The following is an 18,675-nucleotide window of genomic DNA, read 5'->3' on the forward strand; positions in this document are numbered from 1 at the left end:
ATTATTATTTAAAATAGGATTTAGGGAGGCTAACCAAAATGAAACTTCTTACCCTTTATGGGAGCTCACGAAAAAATGGAAATTCAGAATCCTTGACCAAAGTATTATTACAAGAATTAAATAAAGAAGATTACCATGAGATTTATCTAATGAATTATCATATTAAACCAATCGTAGATAAAAGACATTCAGAAGAAGGCTTTCAACCTGTAGAAGATGATTATGAAGAGATTGCTCAAAAAATGCTAAATCATCAGGCTGTACTCTTTGTTACCCCATTATATTGGTATGGAATGTCTGGACATTTAAAAAACTTTATTGATCGGTGGACTGGAAGTTTACGTAGTAAGGAATATGATTTTAAAGAAATCATGAAAGGAAAGAAAATGTATGTGTTGATCGTTGGTGGACCAGCTTCCCCTCTAACTGGGTTACCTCTTGTTCAACAATTTCAATTAATTTCACAATTTTTACAAATGGAGTTTGCTGGTTACGTGATCGGAAAAGGAGTCAAGCCAAAAGAGGTTTTGGAAGATGAGGACTCAATATTAGCCGCAAAACAATTAGGAAAAAAAATAAAGAAGGATTTGGAGTAGGAACATGAAAGAGTGCTCATTCAATTGGGAATAGAGCACTCTATTTTAATATTTTTTAATAATGTCATAGAGAACCTTGAATCCGATGAACTTGTAGGATTGATGTTTTAGTTTTTCACTTAGAACTTTATCCCCCTTAGTTCGACAATTTGTCCAAATTAATGAAAATATGATATAGAAACAATGTACACATCAATTAAAATACGAACATTAAATAAATATTAAAAAATATTGTTTGTATTTTAGCTATTCTATGTTATCATTATGAATGGAAATTCAGGAATGAGGGTGATAAAGATGAACACACAAAATTATTATGATGTAATCCTTGTTGGTGCTGGACCAGCTGGAATTTTTGCAAGCTATGAATTAACCAAGTTAAATCCAGAATTAAAAGTGATTCTCATAGACAAAGGACAAGATATCTATCATCGTTCATGTCCTATTCATAAAGGGATTTTAACTGAATGCCCGACAACTAAAAGATTTGAATATCAAAGCTGTTACCCAACCTGTGCCCTTACAGGAGGATGGGGTGGCTCAGGTGCATTTTCCGATGGAAAGTTTAACATCACCACGGATTTTGGTGGCTGGATGGGAGATTATATTCCTTCCGCTGAGTTACTAGATCTGATTGAATATGTGGATCAAATCAATCTTTCTTTTGGTGCTACGGAAGAAACACATGGTAGTTTGCAAGTTTCGGAAACGATAAAAGCATTGGAACATGAAATTGATGAATTAGAAATATTAATCGACGAAGATACAACGTTAGAACAAAAAAAACAATTAAAAGCAAAGAAAAAAGAACTTTATTCTTTAAAAAAAATTCATGAAATTGAACAAAGGGCCACATCAGTGGGTATGAAACTATTAAAAGCAAAAGTCCGCCACTTGGGGACCGAAGAAAATTTAAAGATCTTAACTCGAATCTATGAATATTTAAAAGATCGATTAGAGATTCGACATCGTACAAAAGTAAAAGAAATCATCGTTGAAAATCAACAGATGAAAGGTATAGTTTTAGAAAACGATGAAATTCTTTTTTCCGATCACGTCTTTATTGCTCCTGGCAGAGATGGAAGTGAATGGTTAGCCAATCTTTTGAAAGGACAAGGTCTTACTCTAACCAATAACCAAGTAGACATTGGTGTTCGAGTGGAAGTGCCTAATACGGTGATGACAGATATCAATGAACATCTGTATGAAGCAAAACTCATTTATAACACCCCTACTTTTAATAATACTGTCCGAACCTTTTGTTCAAACCCTTCCGGTCGTGTAGTAATTGAAAATCATAGTGGTGTGATGACTGTAAATGGCCATGCTTTTAAAGAAGATTACGAAAAGCAATTTAATACTAATTTAGCCTTGCTTGTTTCCCATCATTTTACAGAGCCATTCAACGAACCGATTCAATATGCCAAATATATTTCTCGTTTGGCCAATATGTTAAGTAATGGGAATGTGATTGTTCAGCGTTTCGGCGATCTTAAGAAAGGCAGACGCTCAACAGAAAAACGAATGAAAAAAGGATTTGTTGAACCAACCTTAAAAACAGCCATTCCAGGTGATTTAGCACTGGTTCTTCCTCATCGCACGGTAACGAGTCTCATTGAAATGATTGAAGCACTAGATAAAGTTTCCCCTGGTTTTGCTAGTGAGCATACACTTTTATATGGAGTTGAAGCAAAATTTTATTCAGCTCGACCAAAGCTAAAGAATACATTTGAAACAGAAATTAAAGGCTTGTATGTGGGTGGCGACGGAGCAGGTGTTACAAGAGGCCTTGCCCAAGCAAGCGCTTGTGGTGTCGTTGTGGCAAGGGATATATTAAAACAAAAATAAGCATCGTTCGTTAAGTCCACTTCTCTTTTGAAGTGGATTTTCCCTGTTGACAGAACACCCGTTAAGCTGTATAATTTTGGCATGCGAACATATATTCCCAATCGGTTTTACTTCCATTTTATCATCTTCTAGGGTACAATATAGTTATATAGCTAATTTTTTGATCGATTTTTGTTAAGAGTTGTACAAGCTTATTCAGTTACATTTTTGAAAAATACATGTTCGTAATAATCTTAAGATGGGGTGTTTACGAATGAACGAAGAAATTTTATTTCAAATCCTTAACGAATTAAAAGAAGTTAAGCAATCCATGGCCACTAAAGAAGAACTTGAATCTTTCAAACAAGCTACTAAGGTTGAATTTGAATCTTTCAGACTAACTACGAAAGACGAACTAAATGCAATCCGTCAATCTATGGCTACCAAAGACGAACTTGAGTCCATCAGACAATCCATGGCCACTAAAGACGAACTTGAGTCCATCAGACAATCTATGGCCACTAAAGACGAACTTGAGTCCATCAGACAATCTATGGCCACTAAAGACGAACTTGAGTCCATCAGACAATCCATGGCCACTAAAGACGAACTTGAGTCCATCAGACAATCTATGGCTACAAAGAAAGATCTTGAGAAAATGGCGACAAAAGAAGACTTTGATGCACTAAAACTTGCTATTTTAGAGCTATCCGCAAACGTTAATCATATCATGGAAAATATGACTACAAAAGAAGATCTTAAATACCTTGAAGCTAAACTAATTGAACATGATAAACAAATTTATAAATTTAAAGACTTTGTTTCATTACTTACTGCAAAATAACCTAAATAAACTAAAAACTATATTTTCTTGTATACTTGACTTTTTATTTTCAATCGTTATAATAAAATAACAATTAACCTAATAAATGCAATTCGATGAAGGAACTAGTATGTTTGTTTCGATTGCTATAGAGAGAAGAACCTTGGCTGCAAGTTCTTCCAATCTACAAACAGAACCCATTCCCGAGAAATCTGTGAGGAACTGATCGTTCCCCTTACGTTACAAGGGTTGAGTGAACACATATGATTTTTTCTATGTGTTAATAAAGGTGGTACCACGGAGTCTTTCGTCCTTTAGGATGAAATGGCTCCTTATTTTTTACCATTAAAAAAGGAGCGTTAGAAATGGAAGACAAAAAGTTTGTTAAAGAAATCCAGAGTAAAGAAGAAGATTATTCCCGCTGGTATTTAGATATTGTGAAAAAGGCAGATTTAATGGATTACGGTCCTGTCAAAGGAACAATGGTGATTAAGCCATATGGTTATGCCATTTGGGAAAATATGCAAAAGGAACTTGACTCTAGAATTAAAGAAACTGGACATGATAATGCCTATTTCCCACTCTTAATCCCTGAATCCTATTTACAAAAAGAAATGAGTCACGTTGAAGGTTTTGCGCCGGAGGTTGCATGGGTTACTCAAGGCGGAAATGAGCCTTTAGAGGAACGCCTTGTGGTTCGTCCAACCTCTGAAACCATTATCTGCTCGATGATGAGCCAATGGATTCAATCTTATCGTGATCTACCTATGAAATTAAACCAATGGGCTAACGTGATGCGCTGGGAGAAAAGTACGAAACCATTTTTACGTACATCTGAATTCTTATGGCAAGAAGGTCATACTGCTCATTCTACAAATGAAGAAGCAGAAGAAGAAGCGTTAACAATGTTAGAAGTATATCGATCTTTTGTTGAAGAAGTCCTTGCTATGCCTGTTATCGTTGGTAAGAAAACTGAAAATGAAAAGTTTGCTGGTGCTGATCATACTTATAGTATCGAGGCTTTAATGAGTGACGGTAAAGCATTACAAGCTGGTACTTCACATAATTTAGGCCAAAATTTCTCTAAAGTATTTGAGATTCAATTTTCCGACCAAAACAATACGTTACAATATGTTTACCAAACCTCATGGGGATCTTCGACTCGAATGATCGGTGGCCTGATTATGACCCATAGTGATGACCGTGGTCTTGCTTTACCTCCTCGTGTCGCACCTATTCAAGTGGTTATCGTACCAATCCTTCGTGGTGATAAAGAGGGAGTAAAAATAAAAGCTCAAGAAATAGCCCAACAATTAAAACAACAAGGTGTACGCGTAAAAGTAGACGACCGTGAAGAATATACACCTGGATGGAAATTCAATGAGTATGAAATGCGTGGCGTACCAATCCGAATCGAACTAGGCCCTAAAGATATTGAGAAAGGACAATTTGTTTTAGCAAGAAGGGACACTGGTGAAAAAGAGTTTCTTCCTCTTGCTAATATTGTTGAAACGATTAAAATTAAGTTAGATCAAATTCAAGAAGATATGTTTAATAAAGCAAAAGCATTTATGGAAACTCATACTTTTGAAGTAAATAGCATTGAGGAAATGAAAGAACAATTGCTAAAAGAAAAAGGCTTTATGCAAAGCTGGTGGTGTGAGGATATCGCTTGTTTAGATAAAATAAAAGAAGAAACCGGAGCAACGGCTCGTAATATCCCATTTAAACAAAGAGAAGGTAGCGGAAAATGTGTGTGCTGTGGAAAAGAAAGTACCACTACTGTTATGTTTGCCCGTGCTTATTAACATGAAAAGAACCTGACAAACGAATTGTCAGGTTCTTGTTTTTATATAGGATTTTCATCTATTTTAAAGAATATTTTTCTAGTATCTTTGAAAAAATAGTATCGTGCTTCAACTAAGAATGAAGGATGTGTTTTAAACTTGTCCTCCCAAAAACCAACTGGAATGACCGTTTTAGCCATTGGGTCCATTCCTCTTATTATGACATTAGGCAATTCTATGTTAATTCCCATATTACCGAAAATGAAATCAGAATTGGACTTATCCCAATTTCAAGTCAGCTTGACAATTACCGTTTTTTCTATAGCGGCAGCGATTACAATACCCATCTTAGGTTATCTATCTGACCGACTTTCTAGAAAAGCAATTATCTTACCGGCTTTATTTCTTTATGGATTGGGTGGATTTTTAGCTGGAGCTGCGGCAGCTTGGTTTACTAAGCCATTTTTTTGGATAGTAATGGGACGCGCTTTACAAGGCATTGGTGCAGCTGGAACGGCTCCAATTGCTATGGCATTAACAGGTGATTTGTTTAAAGGTGGGGCACAGAGCAAAGTACTTGGCCTTGTAGAAGCTTCCAATGGATTTGGAAAGGTTCTATCCCCTATTGTCGGTTCCTTATTAGCTTTAATTTCCTGGTATGCCGTTTTTTGGGCTTTCCCGGCATTTTGCTCTGTTTCTATTCTATTAACCTGGATTTTCATTAGAGAAAATCCCAAAAAACAACCTCCTCCTCCTTTAGGACAGTATGTAAAAGGATTATTTTCTGTCTTTAAACATGAAGGAAGATGGCTATTTGTTACCTACCTAGCAGGTGCTACAGGTCTTTTCACATTGTTTGGAATCCTTTTTTATTTATCGGACACTTTGGAAAAAAAATATCATATTGATGGGGTTATTAAAGGTCTCATTCTTGCTATCCCCTTATTATTTATGATGACGACAGCATATATCACAGGTAGCAAAATTAAGAAAAAATTTTATCTGATGAAGTCTTTAATTATTATCGGATTAATTTTAATGACGATTTCTTTTGCTACGCTTATCTTTTTCACAAAACTCATCCCTTTTATTGCTGTATTAGTGATCAGCAGCGTTGGTACCGGAATGGTTCTCCCCTGTTTAAATAGCTTTATTACAGGTTCTGTGGAAAAAACAAGAAGAGGGTTCGTTACCTCTTTATATGGATCAGTTCGCTTCTTAGGAGTTGCTTTTGGCCCTCCAGTTTTTGGTTGGTTGATGGAATGGTCAAGAACAGGGATGTTTTTAAGTACAGCAGGTTTAACATTCATCGTTGCTATTTTATCTTTGGCCATGATTCATGTAAAACCACAATCCCCTTCATCAGAAGAGATTGAAAGCTTGTTTCAAAAATTAAAAATTCATTTTGAATAAAAAATAAGGTAAGAAATACACTACCAAAAGTCGCTGCTTATGGAATATACAAACTCCCAATAAACTTGCAATAGAAAAAGGAGGAAAATATTTTGCAAATCTATTTCTCCCCAGAATTGATTGCACAAGATACCCAAATTTTAAATATCGTAGACCAAAACCAAAAAGCGGTGGGATTTGTAACCATCATTTTCAACCAAAACAAAATTTACGTTCATGGAAACCTTGAAGAAGGTGGGGTTGAAGGAGATTTTAAGGATCTGATTAAGCCTTACTTAGGAGGGCTAAAAAAGGTAAAGTCAGAGGCTGATATTTATGCTTACTTATCAGTTGGAGGAAAAAAAATCCAATTGGAAGAAAATTAAAAAACACTTCCCAAAAAATAGGCACACTCCTGCTTTTCTAGGTGAATATCCTATCCCTGAACAGTATATGGGGGTGTAACAATGGATATTTTTCTACAACTTTTTGAACCAGTAAATCTTTTTGTCATGGCAATCGGTGTTTTGCTTGGCATCATTATTGGTGCTCTACCAGGGCTTACTCCAACAATGGGTGTGGCGATGGCGATTCCCTTTACATTCTCTTTGCCTGCTGAATATGGGCTGCTTTTATTAGGTGGCATATACAGTGGTGCCGTGTATGGTGGTTCTATTCCTGCCATCTTGTTTAATATTCCCGGTGCTCCTGCTTCTGTTGCCACAACCTTTGAAGGATACCCAATGGCACAAAAAGGTGAAGCGAAAAAAGCACTAGAGCTTTCTACAATTTCCTCGACAATAGGTGGAATACTGGGAATGCTCCTTTTATTGTATTTCGCACCTGTTTTCTCTGATTTTTCCTTACGTTTTGGAGCCACTGAAAATTTTTGGATCGCCATTTTTGGAATTACCATCATTGCAGTGATTTCTGATGGTTCAAGTATTAAAAATATGATCGGCGGTGCGGTTGGGATTCTCATTTCTATGATTGGGATTCATTCAATGACTGGAATGCCTCGTTTTACGTTTGGAATGAGTTCTTTTGTAGGAGGGTTAAATGTCGTTTCCGTTTTGATTGGACTCTTCGCCTTTCCTCAAGCATTGCGCTTAATTGAAAACTTGAGAAATCATCAACAAGGAAGCCAAATTTATCGATATTCTAGTTCAAAAAAAACTTCGCTTCTTTCTTCTTTTGCCGATGTCTTTAAAAACCTTAAAGCATTGTCACTAGGAAGCATTGTAGGGCTGATTGTTGGCGTTGCTCCAGGTGCAGGTGGAAATGTTGCTAGCATTATGGCTTATAATGAACTAAAGCGATTCTCGAAAAATAAAGAAGCCTTTGGCAAAGGAAATAAAGAAGGTATTATCGCATCGGAAAGTGCCAATAACGCTGAAGTTGGCGGTGCACTGATCCCCTTATTGACATTAGGGATTCCCGGATCACCCACATCAGCCATTTTTTTAGGTGGATTAATGATCCATGGAATTTGGCCTGGTCGGGATTTATTCGTCCAACATGCAGAGGTTGCTAATCTATTCCTTTATGGCATGTTAGTGATTCAAATTCTTCTCTTGTTGATTGGGTTGATTGCAATTCGTTACTTGAGCAAGTTAGTGAACGTCCCCAATTATTTTATGGCCCCGGTGATTATCTCTTTCTCCATCATTGGCGCCTACACAACGCAAAATAACACCTTCGATATTTATTCTATGGTGATCATTGGGATCTTCATGTATCTCTTTCAAAAATTCGATTTTTCCCCTGCTCCAGTTGCTTTAGGATTTATCTTGGGGCCTATTGCAGAAGAGGGACTTCTACAAGGCATAGCCTTAGGGGAATCCGATGGATCTATTTTTCACTATTTCACCACAGGAATTTATAATTGGATACTCATTTCCCTCACCATCTTAACCATATCCTATTCCTTATGGCAATCTTTTAAGAAAAAAGATCGTATAAAGGAAAAAAGAGACATTTCCTTTTCACTGCATTCACTTCTTACCTGGCAAGGAATTTCATGGTTAATTTTTAGCGTACTCACATTAGTTGCTATTTACAATGTTAGGTCATTAGCTTTTGAAATGAAGCTCTTCCCACTGATTACACTATCTTTACTGCTTCTTTTTAATATGATTCAGATTGTGAAATTGATCTTAAACTCTCATATCAAAAGGATAACCGATCATGAGCGAACCCCATTAAATACCATCTATTTTTTAACGTTTATTTCTGTCATTAGCTTATTAACGGATATTTTAGGTTTCTATACTCAAGTCTTAATTTTAATGATTTCTGTTCCATTTTATGTATATTTACAAAGAAAAAGAATTGCCAATCTCTATCAGATTATGTTTATCTCTACTTCCTTTACTCTAATCATGTATCTGGTTTTTTCAGGTTTGATCAAAGTACCTCTCCCTAGTGGCTTGGCACTAAACTTATTAAACTTCTTTTTAAGGTAAGTGAAAACCCACAAAAGCAATGACTTCCTTCGAACATATTTCGATTATTTTTGTGGGAACCCACGAGTATTGAAAAAAAAAAAGAGGAAAGTAATGATTGATCTTTCCTCTTTTTATTTCTTACTACTCATTGATATTAACGCTTTTGATTAATTTTTCATAAAGGCCTTTTCTCATTTCAAATTCTTTCTTCACTTCTTCATGGTTTAAAATCAATAAATCAGCGCCGGCCTTTTTCATATCCTCTAAGAAATTAGGGTCTTTCATGATTTGCAAAAATCCTTCTTCTAGTTTTTTAATGATCTCTTCTGGTGTACCTTTTCGTGCAGCAATCCCTCTGTCTGTACTTATGATCACTTCTGGATAACCTAATTCAGTAAAAGTAGGAACATTAGAAACTAATGGATGCCGTTCTTTTGTTGCAATCGCTAAAATTCGTACTTGATCCCCTAGACGATACATATCCGATAAGTTGCCAGATACTAAATCCGTTTGTTTTCCTAGTAACGCTGCAATCGATTCCGAAGCACCTTTATAGGGAATATCTTTTAAATCAATGGATGCAGATTTTTCTAATAATAACATTCCCATATGTTGCCCTACAAATTTTCCCGCCGTTCCTACTGTAAGAACCCCTGGAGATTTTTGTGCTTTTTCGATCAGATCTTTAAGATCCTTGATTGGACTATCTGGCGTTACGACAAAAACCGTTGGATCTTGGCCCCAGTTAATAATTGGCTCAAAATCATCTACTGAAAAAGCCGTTTGACCAACAAGAGGTTGAGTAATGATATGGGGTAAATTATAGGCTGTTAAGGTATATCCATCTGGTGAAACGGTTGAGAAGGAATTCCAACCGACAGATCCTCCACCTCCCGGTTTATTTACGATCACTAATTCTTGCCCTAAATATTTACTTGCATATTTGGAAATGATTCTCGCTTGAGTATCTGTTGCAGCACCAGGTGTGAAAGAAACAATCAATTGAATCGGCTTATTTGGAAAATTATCTACGGTACCATTTGAATTAGAGCATCCACTAACGATTGTAAGGACCAGTATCAAAACAATAGAAATCATAAACAGTTTGAACTTCACATATCAACACCTCTTCTTTAATGTGTCAAATGGTTTGTATATTCCAAAAGCAGTGGCTTTAGGAATATACAAACTTATTACATCCTATGATATGTATCCGCCCATTTTTTGGTGTTATTTCTTACGAATATTTATAGATTGAATCACTACAACATTAGGATGAAGGGTGAAATGATAAATAAAATCAACGATTTTCCCTACAATCCATTGGGAAAGAATCGCCTGAATAATGATTTGCCAAGCAATAATGGATGCGGTAAGAAGAAAGATCGATCCATTGATCCAAAAAAGCGGTTTTCCTGGCGTTGTGTTCCTATATTTTGCGATAATTAAAGCAAGAACACCTACACCACCATTAGAAACTCCTTGTCTTAACAAAATCCCTACACCAAACCCTAAGATGATGGATCCAATGAAAAGATCACCCCAAACATTGGTATATTCCCTTAACCATGGTGCATCAAATAGATGAATGGTTAAAGATGCTACTGAAATGCTGTATATGGTACCAATCGCACTAGAACTCCCTAACCATTTTATCCCTGCAAGGAGCATTGAAAAATTAACAAACCATAAAGCAAATCCTACAGGAACTTGAAACAAATAATTGAGTAGAACTGCTAACCCCCCTGCCCCTCCGGATGGAATGTTATTTGGAAATAGAAAAACATCCATCGCGATTCCTTGGATGATCGCCCCAATCGTTATTATAGTATAAGTTTTCATAGCTTTTTCCTCATTTTCTTTTAATGGTAAAGAAAGTCCTTTGGTTCAATATCCATTCTATGTAGACAAGGGGACTACCATAACCTTTAGCGTTTAAAAAAAAATACCCTAAGAAGTTAGGGTAAAAAGATTCTATAATTATTTTTACAATGGACTCAATAAACTCAGAAATTAAGAGATAAACTCCCCTTTTAGCACTTGAACTACTAAATCCCCCATTTCTTTTGTTCCTGTAAGTTTAGTGGATTCTATTTTATTTGTAGCTAAGTCTTTTGTACGATAACCTGCATCAAGCACTTGCTGTACTGCTTTCTCAATCTGTTCTGCTTCTTGATCCATATTGAACGAGTATTTAAGCATCATGGCAACCGATAAAATGGTAGCTAATGGATTCGCTAGTCCTTGGCCGGCAATGTCAGGTGCAGAACCATGAATCGGCTCATACATGGCCACTTTTTCTGTACCAATACTTGCGGATGGTAACATTCCAATTGAACCTGTTAACATGGCTGCTTCATCACTCAAAATATCCCCAAACATATTCTCTGTCACGATCACATCAAATTGTTTTGGATAACGAACAAGCTGCATCGCACAGTTGTCGACTAACATATGATTTAACTCTACCTCTGGATAGTCTGCTGCAACCTTCTCAACTACTTTTCTCCAAACGCGAGAAGATTCGAGAACATTTGCTTTATCAACAGAGGTTAATACTTTTCGACGCTTCATTGCAGTTTCAAAGCCAAGGCGAACAATTCTCTCTATCTCTTCCTCTGTATAAGTAAGAGAATCGGTAACTCGTATTCCTCTCTCAGTCATTTCTTGTGTTTTCTCACCAAAATAAATTCCTCCAGTGAGTTCACGAATCACAAGTAAGTCCACATCTTGAATCACTTCGGGTTTTAAGGTAGACGCATCAATTAATGATTCATGTGTTTTCACAGGTCGTAAATTGCTATAGAGTTGCAATTCTTTACGAATTCCTAAGAGAGCCTTCTCTGGTCTTAATTCCCCAGGAAGATTATCCCACTTTGGTCCACCAACCGCACCTAATAATACAGCATCACTTTTCAAACAAGCTTCTAATGTCTCTGGTGGTAATGGATTCCCAGTCTGATCAATCGCAATCCCACCTACCAAATATTCCTCTAATTCAAACTGAACTCCACTTTGCTCTTCGATTGTTTTTAATACTTTTAGCGCTTCTACCATAATCTCTGGTCCGATTCCATCTCCAGGCAATACTGCGATTTTAGGCATTCATAATCCTCCTTTTCACGTAGGAAATCAATCCACCAGCATTGATTAATTCTTGCATAAATTCAGGAAAAGGTGTAGAAGAATAGCTTTTTCCCTTTGTTACATTTTGAATCAGTCCTGTCTCAACCTCAATTACAAACTGATCCCCTTCTTCTGCTTCTTTGGCTGCTTCAGGTGACTCTAATATCGGTAAGCCTATATTGATCGCATTGCGATAAAAGATTCGTGCAAAGGATTCTGCAACCACACAGGAAATTCCTGCAGCTTTAATTGAAATCGGAGCATGTTCTCTAGAACTACCGCAACCAAAGTTTTTGCCAGCCACAAGAATATCCCCTTGTTTTACTTTTTGCGAAAAGGTGGCATCTGCATCCTCCATACAATGAAGAGCTAGCTCTTCAGGTGAAGTTGAATTTAAATATCTAGCAGGGATAATGACATCAGTATCTACATCATCTCCGAATTTCCACACGTTTCCTTCCAATCGCATTTAGGCCACCTCCCCTGGTTTTATAACTTCTTCTGGACTAGCAATTCTTCCTTTCACTGCCGAAGCTGCTGCCACATAAGGACTTGCTAAATATACCTCAGATTCAGGATGTCCCATCCTTCCGACAAAGTTCCGATTTGTTGTAGAGATCGCTCGCTCCCCTTTTGCTAGAATTCCCATGTGACCACCTAAACAGGGTCCACAGGTTGGGGTGCTAACAGCAGCACCAGCAGTAATAAAGATTTCAATTAATCCTTCTTTCATCGCTTGAAGGTAAATATTTTGGCTTCCAGGGAAGACGATTAAACGTACATTTGGGTTCACCTTCTGCCCTTTTAGTACCTGTGCAGCAGCACGTAAATCTTCTAATCTACCATTTGTACAAGAACCAATCACCACTTGATCCACCCAGATTTCCCCTACTTCACTAATCGGATGAGTATTTTCTGGTAAATGCGGGAAGGCAATCGTTGGTTCGATTTTAGATACATCGAAATCGTACTCTTCAACATATTTCGCATCGACATCACTATAGAACAATTTGAATGGTCGTTTAGCTCGATCTCTTACATAATGAAGAGTCACCTCGTCAGGTTCAATCAATCCTACTTTTGCCCCTGCTTCAATCGCCATATTAGACATGGTAAAGCGATTATCCATCGAAAGCTTTCGAATGGTCTCCCCTACAAATTCCATTGCTTGATATCTAGCACCATCTACGCCTATTTTCCCTATGGTGTGTAAAATTAAATCCTTTCCTCCAACAAATGGATTAAGTTTTCCATGGTAATGGAATTTGATCGTTTCAGGAACTTTGAACCATGTTTCCCCTGTGGCCATAGCTGCAGCCATATCTGTACTTCCTACACCAGTGGCAAAAGCACCTAATGCCCCGTATGTACAGGTATGGGAGTCAGCCCCAATTACAATGTCCCCAGGAAGGACGAGGCCTTTTTCAGGTAAAATAACATGTTCAATCCCCATTTCACCAATCTCGAAATAGTTCTTAATTTGTTTATCATAAGCAAAATCGCGCATTTGCTTAGATAATTCTGCTGATTTTATATCTTTGGCTGGAACAAAATGATCGGGTACAAGCACCACTTTCTCCTTATCAAAGACTTCGTTTACACCTAATTTATTAAATTCCTGAATAGCTACAGGTGCTGTGACATCATTTCCTAATACAACATCTGTTTTTACTTTGATGAGTTGCCCTGGTTCTACTTCTTTCAAGCCAGCTCCATTTGCCAATAACTTTTCTGCTAATGTCATCCCCATCTTTATCTCTCCTATCCATAGTGTTTTTATCCGATTTCTCTTTGAGCAACATTTAGATAGTCCAATCGACCTTTTTTGTGAATGGCACGATTCATGGCATCAATATATGCTTTAGCACTTGCCTCCACGATATTGGTTGACATGCCTCGACCAGAAAAAAGTTCACCTTGATATTCTACTTTGATATGAACACTTCCAACTGCATCTCTTCCGTAGCCCACAGACTTAATTTGATAATCTTTTAAATGAATGGTAAGTTCAGATACACGATCAATAGCGTTATAGACTGCATCGATAAGTCCATCTCCGCGAGCTGCTTCCTCCTTATATTCGCCATTAGGTAGCTTAACACGCACCATTGCTGTAGAAACGGCAGTATCGCCTGCAATGTGAAGATAATCTAACTGATACTCTTCCTCTTTTTTGCTTTCTTTTAATTGTTGTTCATCGATAATCATCATTAAATCATCATCGATAATCTCTTTCTTTTTCATCGTGAGCTCCTTAAATTTTTGAAAAGCTACATTTACTTGCTCATCCGTTAAAGTAAAACCAAGCGCAACCAATCTTTCTCTAAAAGCATGACGGCCAGAATGTTTTCCTAAAACGAGTTTATTACTTGGAAATCCAACAACCTCTGGTCGAATAATTTCATAGGTTAATCTTTCTTTTAGTATTCCATCTTGGTGAATTCCAGATTCATGTGCAAAGGCATTTGCACCAACAATCGCTTTGTTTCCTGGAACGATCATTCCTGTAAGTTTACTTACTAATTTACTAGAACGTGCAATTTGTTCTAATTGCATATTGGTGGTTGCGTTAAAATAATCCTTCCTAGTGTATAAAGCAGTAGCCACTTCTTCTAGTGCGGCATTTCCTGCCCTTTCACCAATTCCATTGATCGTTCCTTCGATTTGATCAGCTCCATTTTCAATTGCTGCTAGGGTATTGGCAACAGCTAGCCCTAAATCATCATGACAATGGGCACTAAACCATACTCGATCACTGTTAGGAACCTTTTCCTTAAGATATTTGAACATGGCTCCATACTCATTTGGCATCATGTATCCTACTGTATCAGGAATATTGACAATCGTTACCCCTGCATCAATAATGGCTTTAGTAAATCTAGCTAAAAACTCTAATTCACTTCTTCCAGCATCTTCAGCAGAAAATTGCACATTTTGGAAATATCGCTTTGCGTATTTCACCATCTCAACAGCTGTCTCTAATACCTCATCAGGAGATTTACGCAATTTATATTGCATATGGATAGGCGAGGTGGCAATAAACATATGAATTCTCGCATCTTCTGCATGTTTAATTGCCTCATAAACAGAGTCAATATCTGTCTTTGTCGCCCTTGCAAAACCAACAATCGTTGCTCCTTTAACCTCATCTGCGATTTTTTTTACAGCTTGAAAATCTCCTGGTGATGCAATAGGAAACCCTGCCTCTATTGCATCAACCCCTAATCGAACCAACTGTTTGGCAATCTCCTTTTTCTCACTTTCATTCAAATTAACACCTGCTGATTGCTCTCCATCCCTTAATGTTGTATCAAGCACCTTAACCTTTCGCATTTGAGGTCCCCCATTTCCCATTTTATTTTTTCACCTTGACAAAAGGCATCATTTCTCGTAGCTTTGTTCCTACCTGTTCAATCATATGTTCCTGTTCCTTGCGATTGATCGCATTAAAAACTGGTCTTCCCACCTGATTTTCCAAAATCCAACTCTTTGCAAACTCCCCATTTTGGATTTCGCTTAATACCTTTTTCATTTCTTTTCTAGTCTCTTCAGTAATAATCCGTTTTCCTGTCATGAAATCTCCATATTGTGCTGTATCGCTAATGGAATAACGCATATAGCTAAGTCCGCCTTCATACATCAAATCAACAATCAGCTTTAATTCATGCAAACATTCAAAATAGGCAATTTCTGGCTGGTATCCTGCATCTGTTAAGGTATCAAAACCTGCTTTGACTAATTCAGTAACTCCACCACATAATACCGCTTGTTCTCCAAAAAGGTCTGTTTCTGTTTCTTCTTTAAACGTGGTTTCAATTACTCCTGCTCTGGTACAACCAATTCCTTTGGCATAAGCTAAAGCAACTTCCTTCGCTTGCCCTGAGGCATCTTGATAAACAGCTAGTAATCCAGGAACTCCAGCGCCTTGTTCATAGGTTCGACGTACCAGATGGCCTGGGCTTTTTGGTGCCACCATAATAACATCATGTTCTGAAGATGGCACAATTTGGCCGTAATGAATATTAAACCCGTGGGAAAAAACCAAAGTTGCGCCTGGTTTCAAGTTAGGCTCTACCTCTTCTTTGTACACGAAAGCTTGACGTTCATCTGGAAGCAGAATCTGGACAAGATCTGCTAAGGCTACCGCATCACTAACCGTATAAACTTCAAATCCATCTTTCTCTGCCTGTGTCCATGATTTACCTTTCCTTAAACCAATCACAACGTGAAATCCACTATCCCGTAAATTTTGTGCTTGTGCATGACCTTGACTACCATAGCCAATCACCGCAATTGTTTTCCCTTGTAAAACTTCCAAATTAGCATCTTGATCATAGTACATTTTCATCGTTTTTTCTCCTCCTAGGTATTTAATATTTTTAATATTCAGATAATGTAAATTGTAAGTATATATCTTTCATATGGATATTTTCCTTTTAACCTCTTTGAATTGCAGCAAATCCTGTACGTACCAAATCTTTAATTCCATACGGACGAAGCAATTCAATCATGGCGTTCAATTTATCTTCATCCCCTGTTGCCTGAATGGTAATCGTATTATGAGATACATCTACAACTGTTGTTCGAAATGGCTCAACTAAATTGGTAATTTCTGGCAATGAAGCAGGATTTGCTCTCACTTTTACCATGACCAATTCCCTTGTCACAATCGGTTCATTCGTAATATCCATCACCTTATGAACATCAATTTGCTTATGCAACTGTTTCTTCACTTGTTCAACCAATGATTGATCGCCATGGACTACAATCGTCATTCGGGATAAGCCTATTCCTTCTGTCCTTCCAACAGTAATCGAATCGATATTAAACCCCCTTCGGTTAAACATCCCTGCAATTCTTGTTAACACACCAGCTTGATCATTGACGATAATCGATAAAGTATGCTTCATTAGAAATCATCCCCTTCCATCGCTTCATCCAAAGAAGCTCCAGCAGGAACAAATGGAAAAACATTTTCTTCATTTTCAACTATAAAATTCATCACAACAGGTCCAGGATGGTTGAATGCTTTTTCAATCACTTCAGTTACTTCTTCTTTCTTCGTTGCCTTCAATCCGAGAATCCCATAAGCATCTGCAAGTTTAACAAAATCTGGATTCGTAATGGTTGTAGAAGAATAACGTCGTTCATTAAATAGCTCTTGCCATTGCCGTACCATGCCTAAAAAAGAATTATTCATAATCGCTAACTTAATCGGGATATTTTCTTGTGCAACTGTCGCCAACTCTTGAATATTCATTTGAATGCTTCCATCACCTGAAATACAAATCACTTGTTTATCTGGATGAGCTAACTGGGCACCGATTGCTGCAGGTAAACCAAACCCCATCGTTCCAAGACCACCTGAAGTTAATAGGGTTCTAGGTTTTTCAAATTTAAAAAATTGTGCCGTCCACATTTGATGTTGCCCAACATCGGTAGAAACGATTGCATCCTGACTCGCAAAATCGGATAATCGTTCAATGACATATTGAGTTTTTATTCGTTCTTTAGAATCCCTGTATCTTACTGGTTTTTCCTTTTTTAATTGTTGTAGATGTTCGATCCAATCGTTATGATGAAGGTGTTTTGTTTCTTTGACCAATTTTTGTAGTACACGTTTTACATCACCAACTAGTGGTAAATGTGCAGTAACCACTTTGCCAACTTCTGCTGGATCAATATCGACATGAATCAGTTTTGCTTTTGGTGCAAATCTTTCAATTTTTCCTGTCACACGATCGCTAAATCTCATACCAAAAGCAATGAGTAAATCCGCATTTTGAATCGCATGATTGGCAGTTACGGTTCCATGCATTCCAGGCATCCCTAACCATAGAGGATGGCTTGCAGGAAACCCTCCTATTCCCATCAGTGTGGTGGTTACAGGAATCTGTAATTTTTCCGCAAATTGAAGCAGTTCCTTAGAAGCATTGGAAAGAATGACTCCCCCACCAGCTAGGATAAGTGGCCTTTTCGCTTGTTGAATCGTTTTGATTACTTTCGTCACTTGACTTGGATTTGGATCAACTGTAGGTTGGTAGCTAGGAATATGAACCGTTTCTGGATAAACAAATGGTGCTGACTGAACAGAAATATCTTTTGGGATGTCGATTAAAACAGGACCTGGACGACCTGTCCTAGCAATGTAAAAAGCTTCTTTTAAGATTTTCGGTAAATCTTCTATTCTTTGTACTAAGTAGTTGTGCTTGGTTATTGGCATCGTAATCCCTGTAATATCTGCTTCTTGAAAAGCATCTGTTCCAATGTATGAGGTTGGAACCTGACCAGTAATTACGACAAGTGGAATAGAATCCATAAATGCGTTTGTAATTCCTGTTACTAAATTAGTGGCACCAGGTCCAGAGGTGGCTATACAAACCCCAACTTTTCCCGTTGCCCTCGCATAACCATCGGCTGCATGGATCGCACCTTGTTCATGCCGGGAAAGGACATGCTTTAAACCAGAATCATACAATGCATCATAAATGGGAATAACCGCCCCACCAGGATAGCCAAACAGGACATCAACTCCTTCTTGTTTTAAACACTCAACTACCATCTCCGCACCCGTTTTCATCACGATTACCGGTTCCTCTACCAATTGCTCCTCTACATGCTGATAGGCTTCTGCTCGCATTTTCTCTCCACCTTTCTCTCCATTTTTAATAAAGAAA

16 protein-coding genes and 1 other annotated feature are annotated in these 18,675 nt (G+C 37.5%); of the genes, 7 read left to right on the forward strand and 9 right to left on the reverse strand.

Going from position 1 to position 18,675, the window contains the following annotated elements; genetic code table 11:
• Nucleotides 1-38: 38 nt before the first annotated feature.
• From BEN26_RS02150 to BEN26_RS02180, 7 genes are all read left to right on the forward strand, one after another.
• Nucleotides 39-596, forward strand: a complete 558-nt coding sequence (locus BEN26_RS02150) for a flavodoxin family protein (protein ID WP_069799275.1) — start codon at nucleotides 39-41, stop codon at nucleotides 594-596.
• Nucleotides 597-893: 297 nt separating this feature from the next.
• The gene (locus BEN26_RS02155; protein WP_069799277.1) at nucleotides 894-2,444 is read left to right on the forward strand and encodes an NAD(P)/FAD-dependent oxidoreductase; all 1,551 of its coding nucleotides are present in this window, start codon (nucleotides 894-896) and stop codon (nucleotides 2,442-2,444) included.
• Nucleotides 2,445-2,697: 253 nt separating this feature from the next.
• Nucleotides 2,698-3,267: a hypothetical protein gene (locus BEN26_RS02160; RefSeq protein WP_069799279.1), complete on the forward strand. Its 570-nt coding sequence runs from the start codon at nucleotides 2,698-2,700 to the stop codon at nucleotides 3,265-3,267.
• A gap of 86 nt (nucleotides 3,268-3,353) precedes the next feature.
• Nucleotides 3,354-3,564: a binding site (T-box leader), on the forward strand.
• A gap of 47 nt (nucleotides 3,565-3,611) precedes the next feature.
• A complete protein-coding gene (gene proS / locus BEN26_RS02165) occupies nucleotides 3,612-5,054 on the forward strand; it encodes a proline--tRNA ligase (RefSeq protein ID WP_069799280.1) in 1,443 nt (480 codons plus the stop codon).
• 162 nt (nucleotides 5,055-5,216) lie between these two features.
• The gene (locus tag BEN26_RS02170) at nucleotides 5,217-6,446 is read left to right on the forward strand and encodes an MFS transporter (RefSeq protein ID WP_255421842.1); all 1,230 of its coding nucleotides are present in this window, start codon (nucleotides 5,217-5,219) and stop codon (nucleotides 6,444-6,446) included.
• Between the two features lie 92 nt (nucleotides 6,447-6,538).
• A complete protein-coding gene (locus tag BEN26_RS02175; RefSeq protein WP_069799284.1) occupies nucleotides 6,539-6,811 on the forward strand; it encodes a hypothetical protein in 273 nt (90 codons plus the stop codon).
• A gap of 81 nt (nucleotides 6,812-6,892) precedes the next feature.
• On the forward strand, nucleotides 6,893-8,890 hold the full coding sequence (locus tag BEN26_RS02180; protein WP_069799286.1) for a tripartite tricarboxylate transporter permease: 1,998 nt from the start codon (nucleotides 6,893-6,895) through the stop codon (nucleotides 8,888-8,890).
• Nucleotides 8,891-9,013: 123 nt separating this feature from the next.
• Here the strand turns inward: BEN26_RS02180 and BEN26_RS02185 are convergent, their stop codons facing one another.
• The 9 genes from BEN26_RS02185 to ilvB form a co-directional block, all read right to left on the reverse strand.
• A complete protein-coding gene (locus BEN26_RS02185) occupies nucleotides 9,014-9,988 on the reverse strand; it encodes a tripartite tricarboxylate transporter substrate binding protein (RefSeq protein WP_082732451.1) in 975 nt (324 codons plus the stop codon).
• Nucleotides 9,989-10,102: 114 nt separating this feature from the next.
• The gene (locus BEN26_RS02190) at nucleotides 10,103-10,714 is read right to left on the reverse strand and encodes a YitT family protein (RefSeq protein ID WP_068725267.1); all 612 of its coding nucleotides are present in this window, start codon (nucleotides 10,712-10,714) and stop codon (nucleotides 10,103-10,105) included.
• A 171-nt stretch (nucleotides 10,715-10,885) separates the two neighbouring features.
• Nucleotides 10,886-11,977 carry a 3-isopropylmalate dehydrogenase gene (leuB, locus tag BEN26_RS02195; protein WP_069799290.1) on the reverse strand — a complete coding sequence of 364 codons (1,092 nt, stop codon included), beginning with the start codon at nucleotides 11,975-11,977 and terminating at the stop codon, nucleotides 10,886-10,888.
• On the reverse strand, nucleotides 11,970-12,467 hold the full coding sequence (gene leuD, locus BEN26_RS02200) for a 3-isopropylmalate dehydratase small subunit (RefSeq protein ID WP_069799292.1): 498 nt from the start codon (nucleotides 12,465-12,467) through the stop codon (nucleotides 11,970-11,972). The genes leuB and leuD overlap by 8 nt, the downstream gene beginning before the upstream one ends.
• Nucleotides 12,468-13,748 carry a 3-isopropylmalate dehydratase large subunit gene (gene leuC / locus BEN26_RS02205; protein WP_069799294.1) on the reverse strand — a complete coding sequence of 427 codons (1,281 nt, stop codon included), beginning with the start codon at nucleotides 13,746-13,748 and terminating at the stop codon, nucleotides 12,468-12,470.
• A 26-nt stretch (nucleotides 13,749-13,774) separates the two neighbouring features.
• Entirely contained in the window at nucleotides 13,775-15,331 is a 1,557-nt protein-coding gene (locus BEN26_RS02210; protein WP_068727568.1) for a 2-isopropylmalate synthase, read from the reverse strand.
• Between the two features lie 22 nt (nucleotides 15,332-15,353).
• Entirely contained in the window at nucleotides 15,354-16,346 is a 993-nt protein-coding gene (gene ilvC / locus BEN26_RS02215; protein WP_068725277.1) for a ketol-acid reductoisomerase, read from the reverse strand.
• A gap of 88 nt (nucleotides 16,347-16,434) precedes the next feature.
• Nucleotides 16,435-16,908: an acetolactate synthase small subunit gene (gene ilvN / locus BEN26_RS02220; RefSeq protein ID WP_068725279.1), complete on the reverse strand. Its 474-nt coding sequence runs from the start codon at nucleotides 16,906-16,908 to the stop codon at nucleotides 16,435-16,437.
• Nucleotides 16,908-18,638 (reverse strand): biosynthetic-type acetolactate synthase large subunit, encoded by a 1,731-nt coding sequence (gene ilvB, locus BEN26_RS02225; protein WP_069799296.1) that lies wholly within the window; start codon nucleotides 18,636-18,638, stop codon nucleotides 16,908-16,910. Before ilvB ends, ilvN begins: the two co-directional genes overlap by 1 nt.
• Between the last annotated feature and the right edge of the window lie 37 nt (nucleotides 18,639-18,675).

Source organism: Tepidibacillus sp. HK-1 (assembly GCF_001748485.2).
Taxonomy (GTDB): Bacteria; Bacillota; Bacilli; order Tepidibacillales; family Tepidibacillaceae; genus Tepidibacillus_B; species Tepidibacillus_B infernus.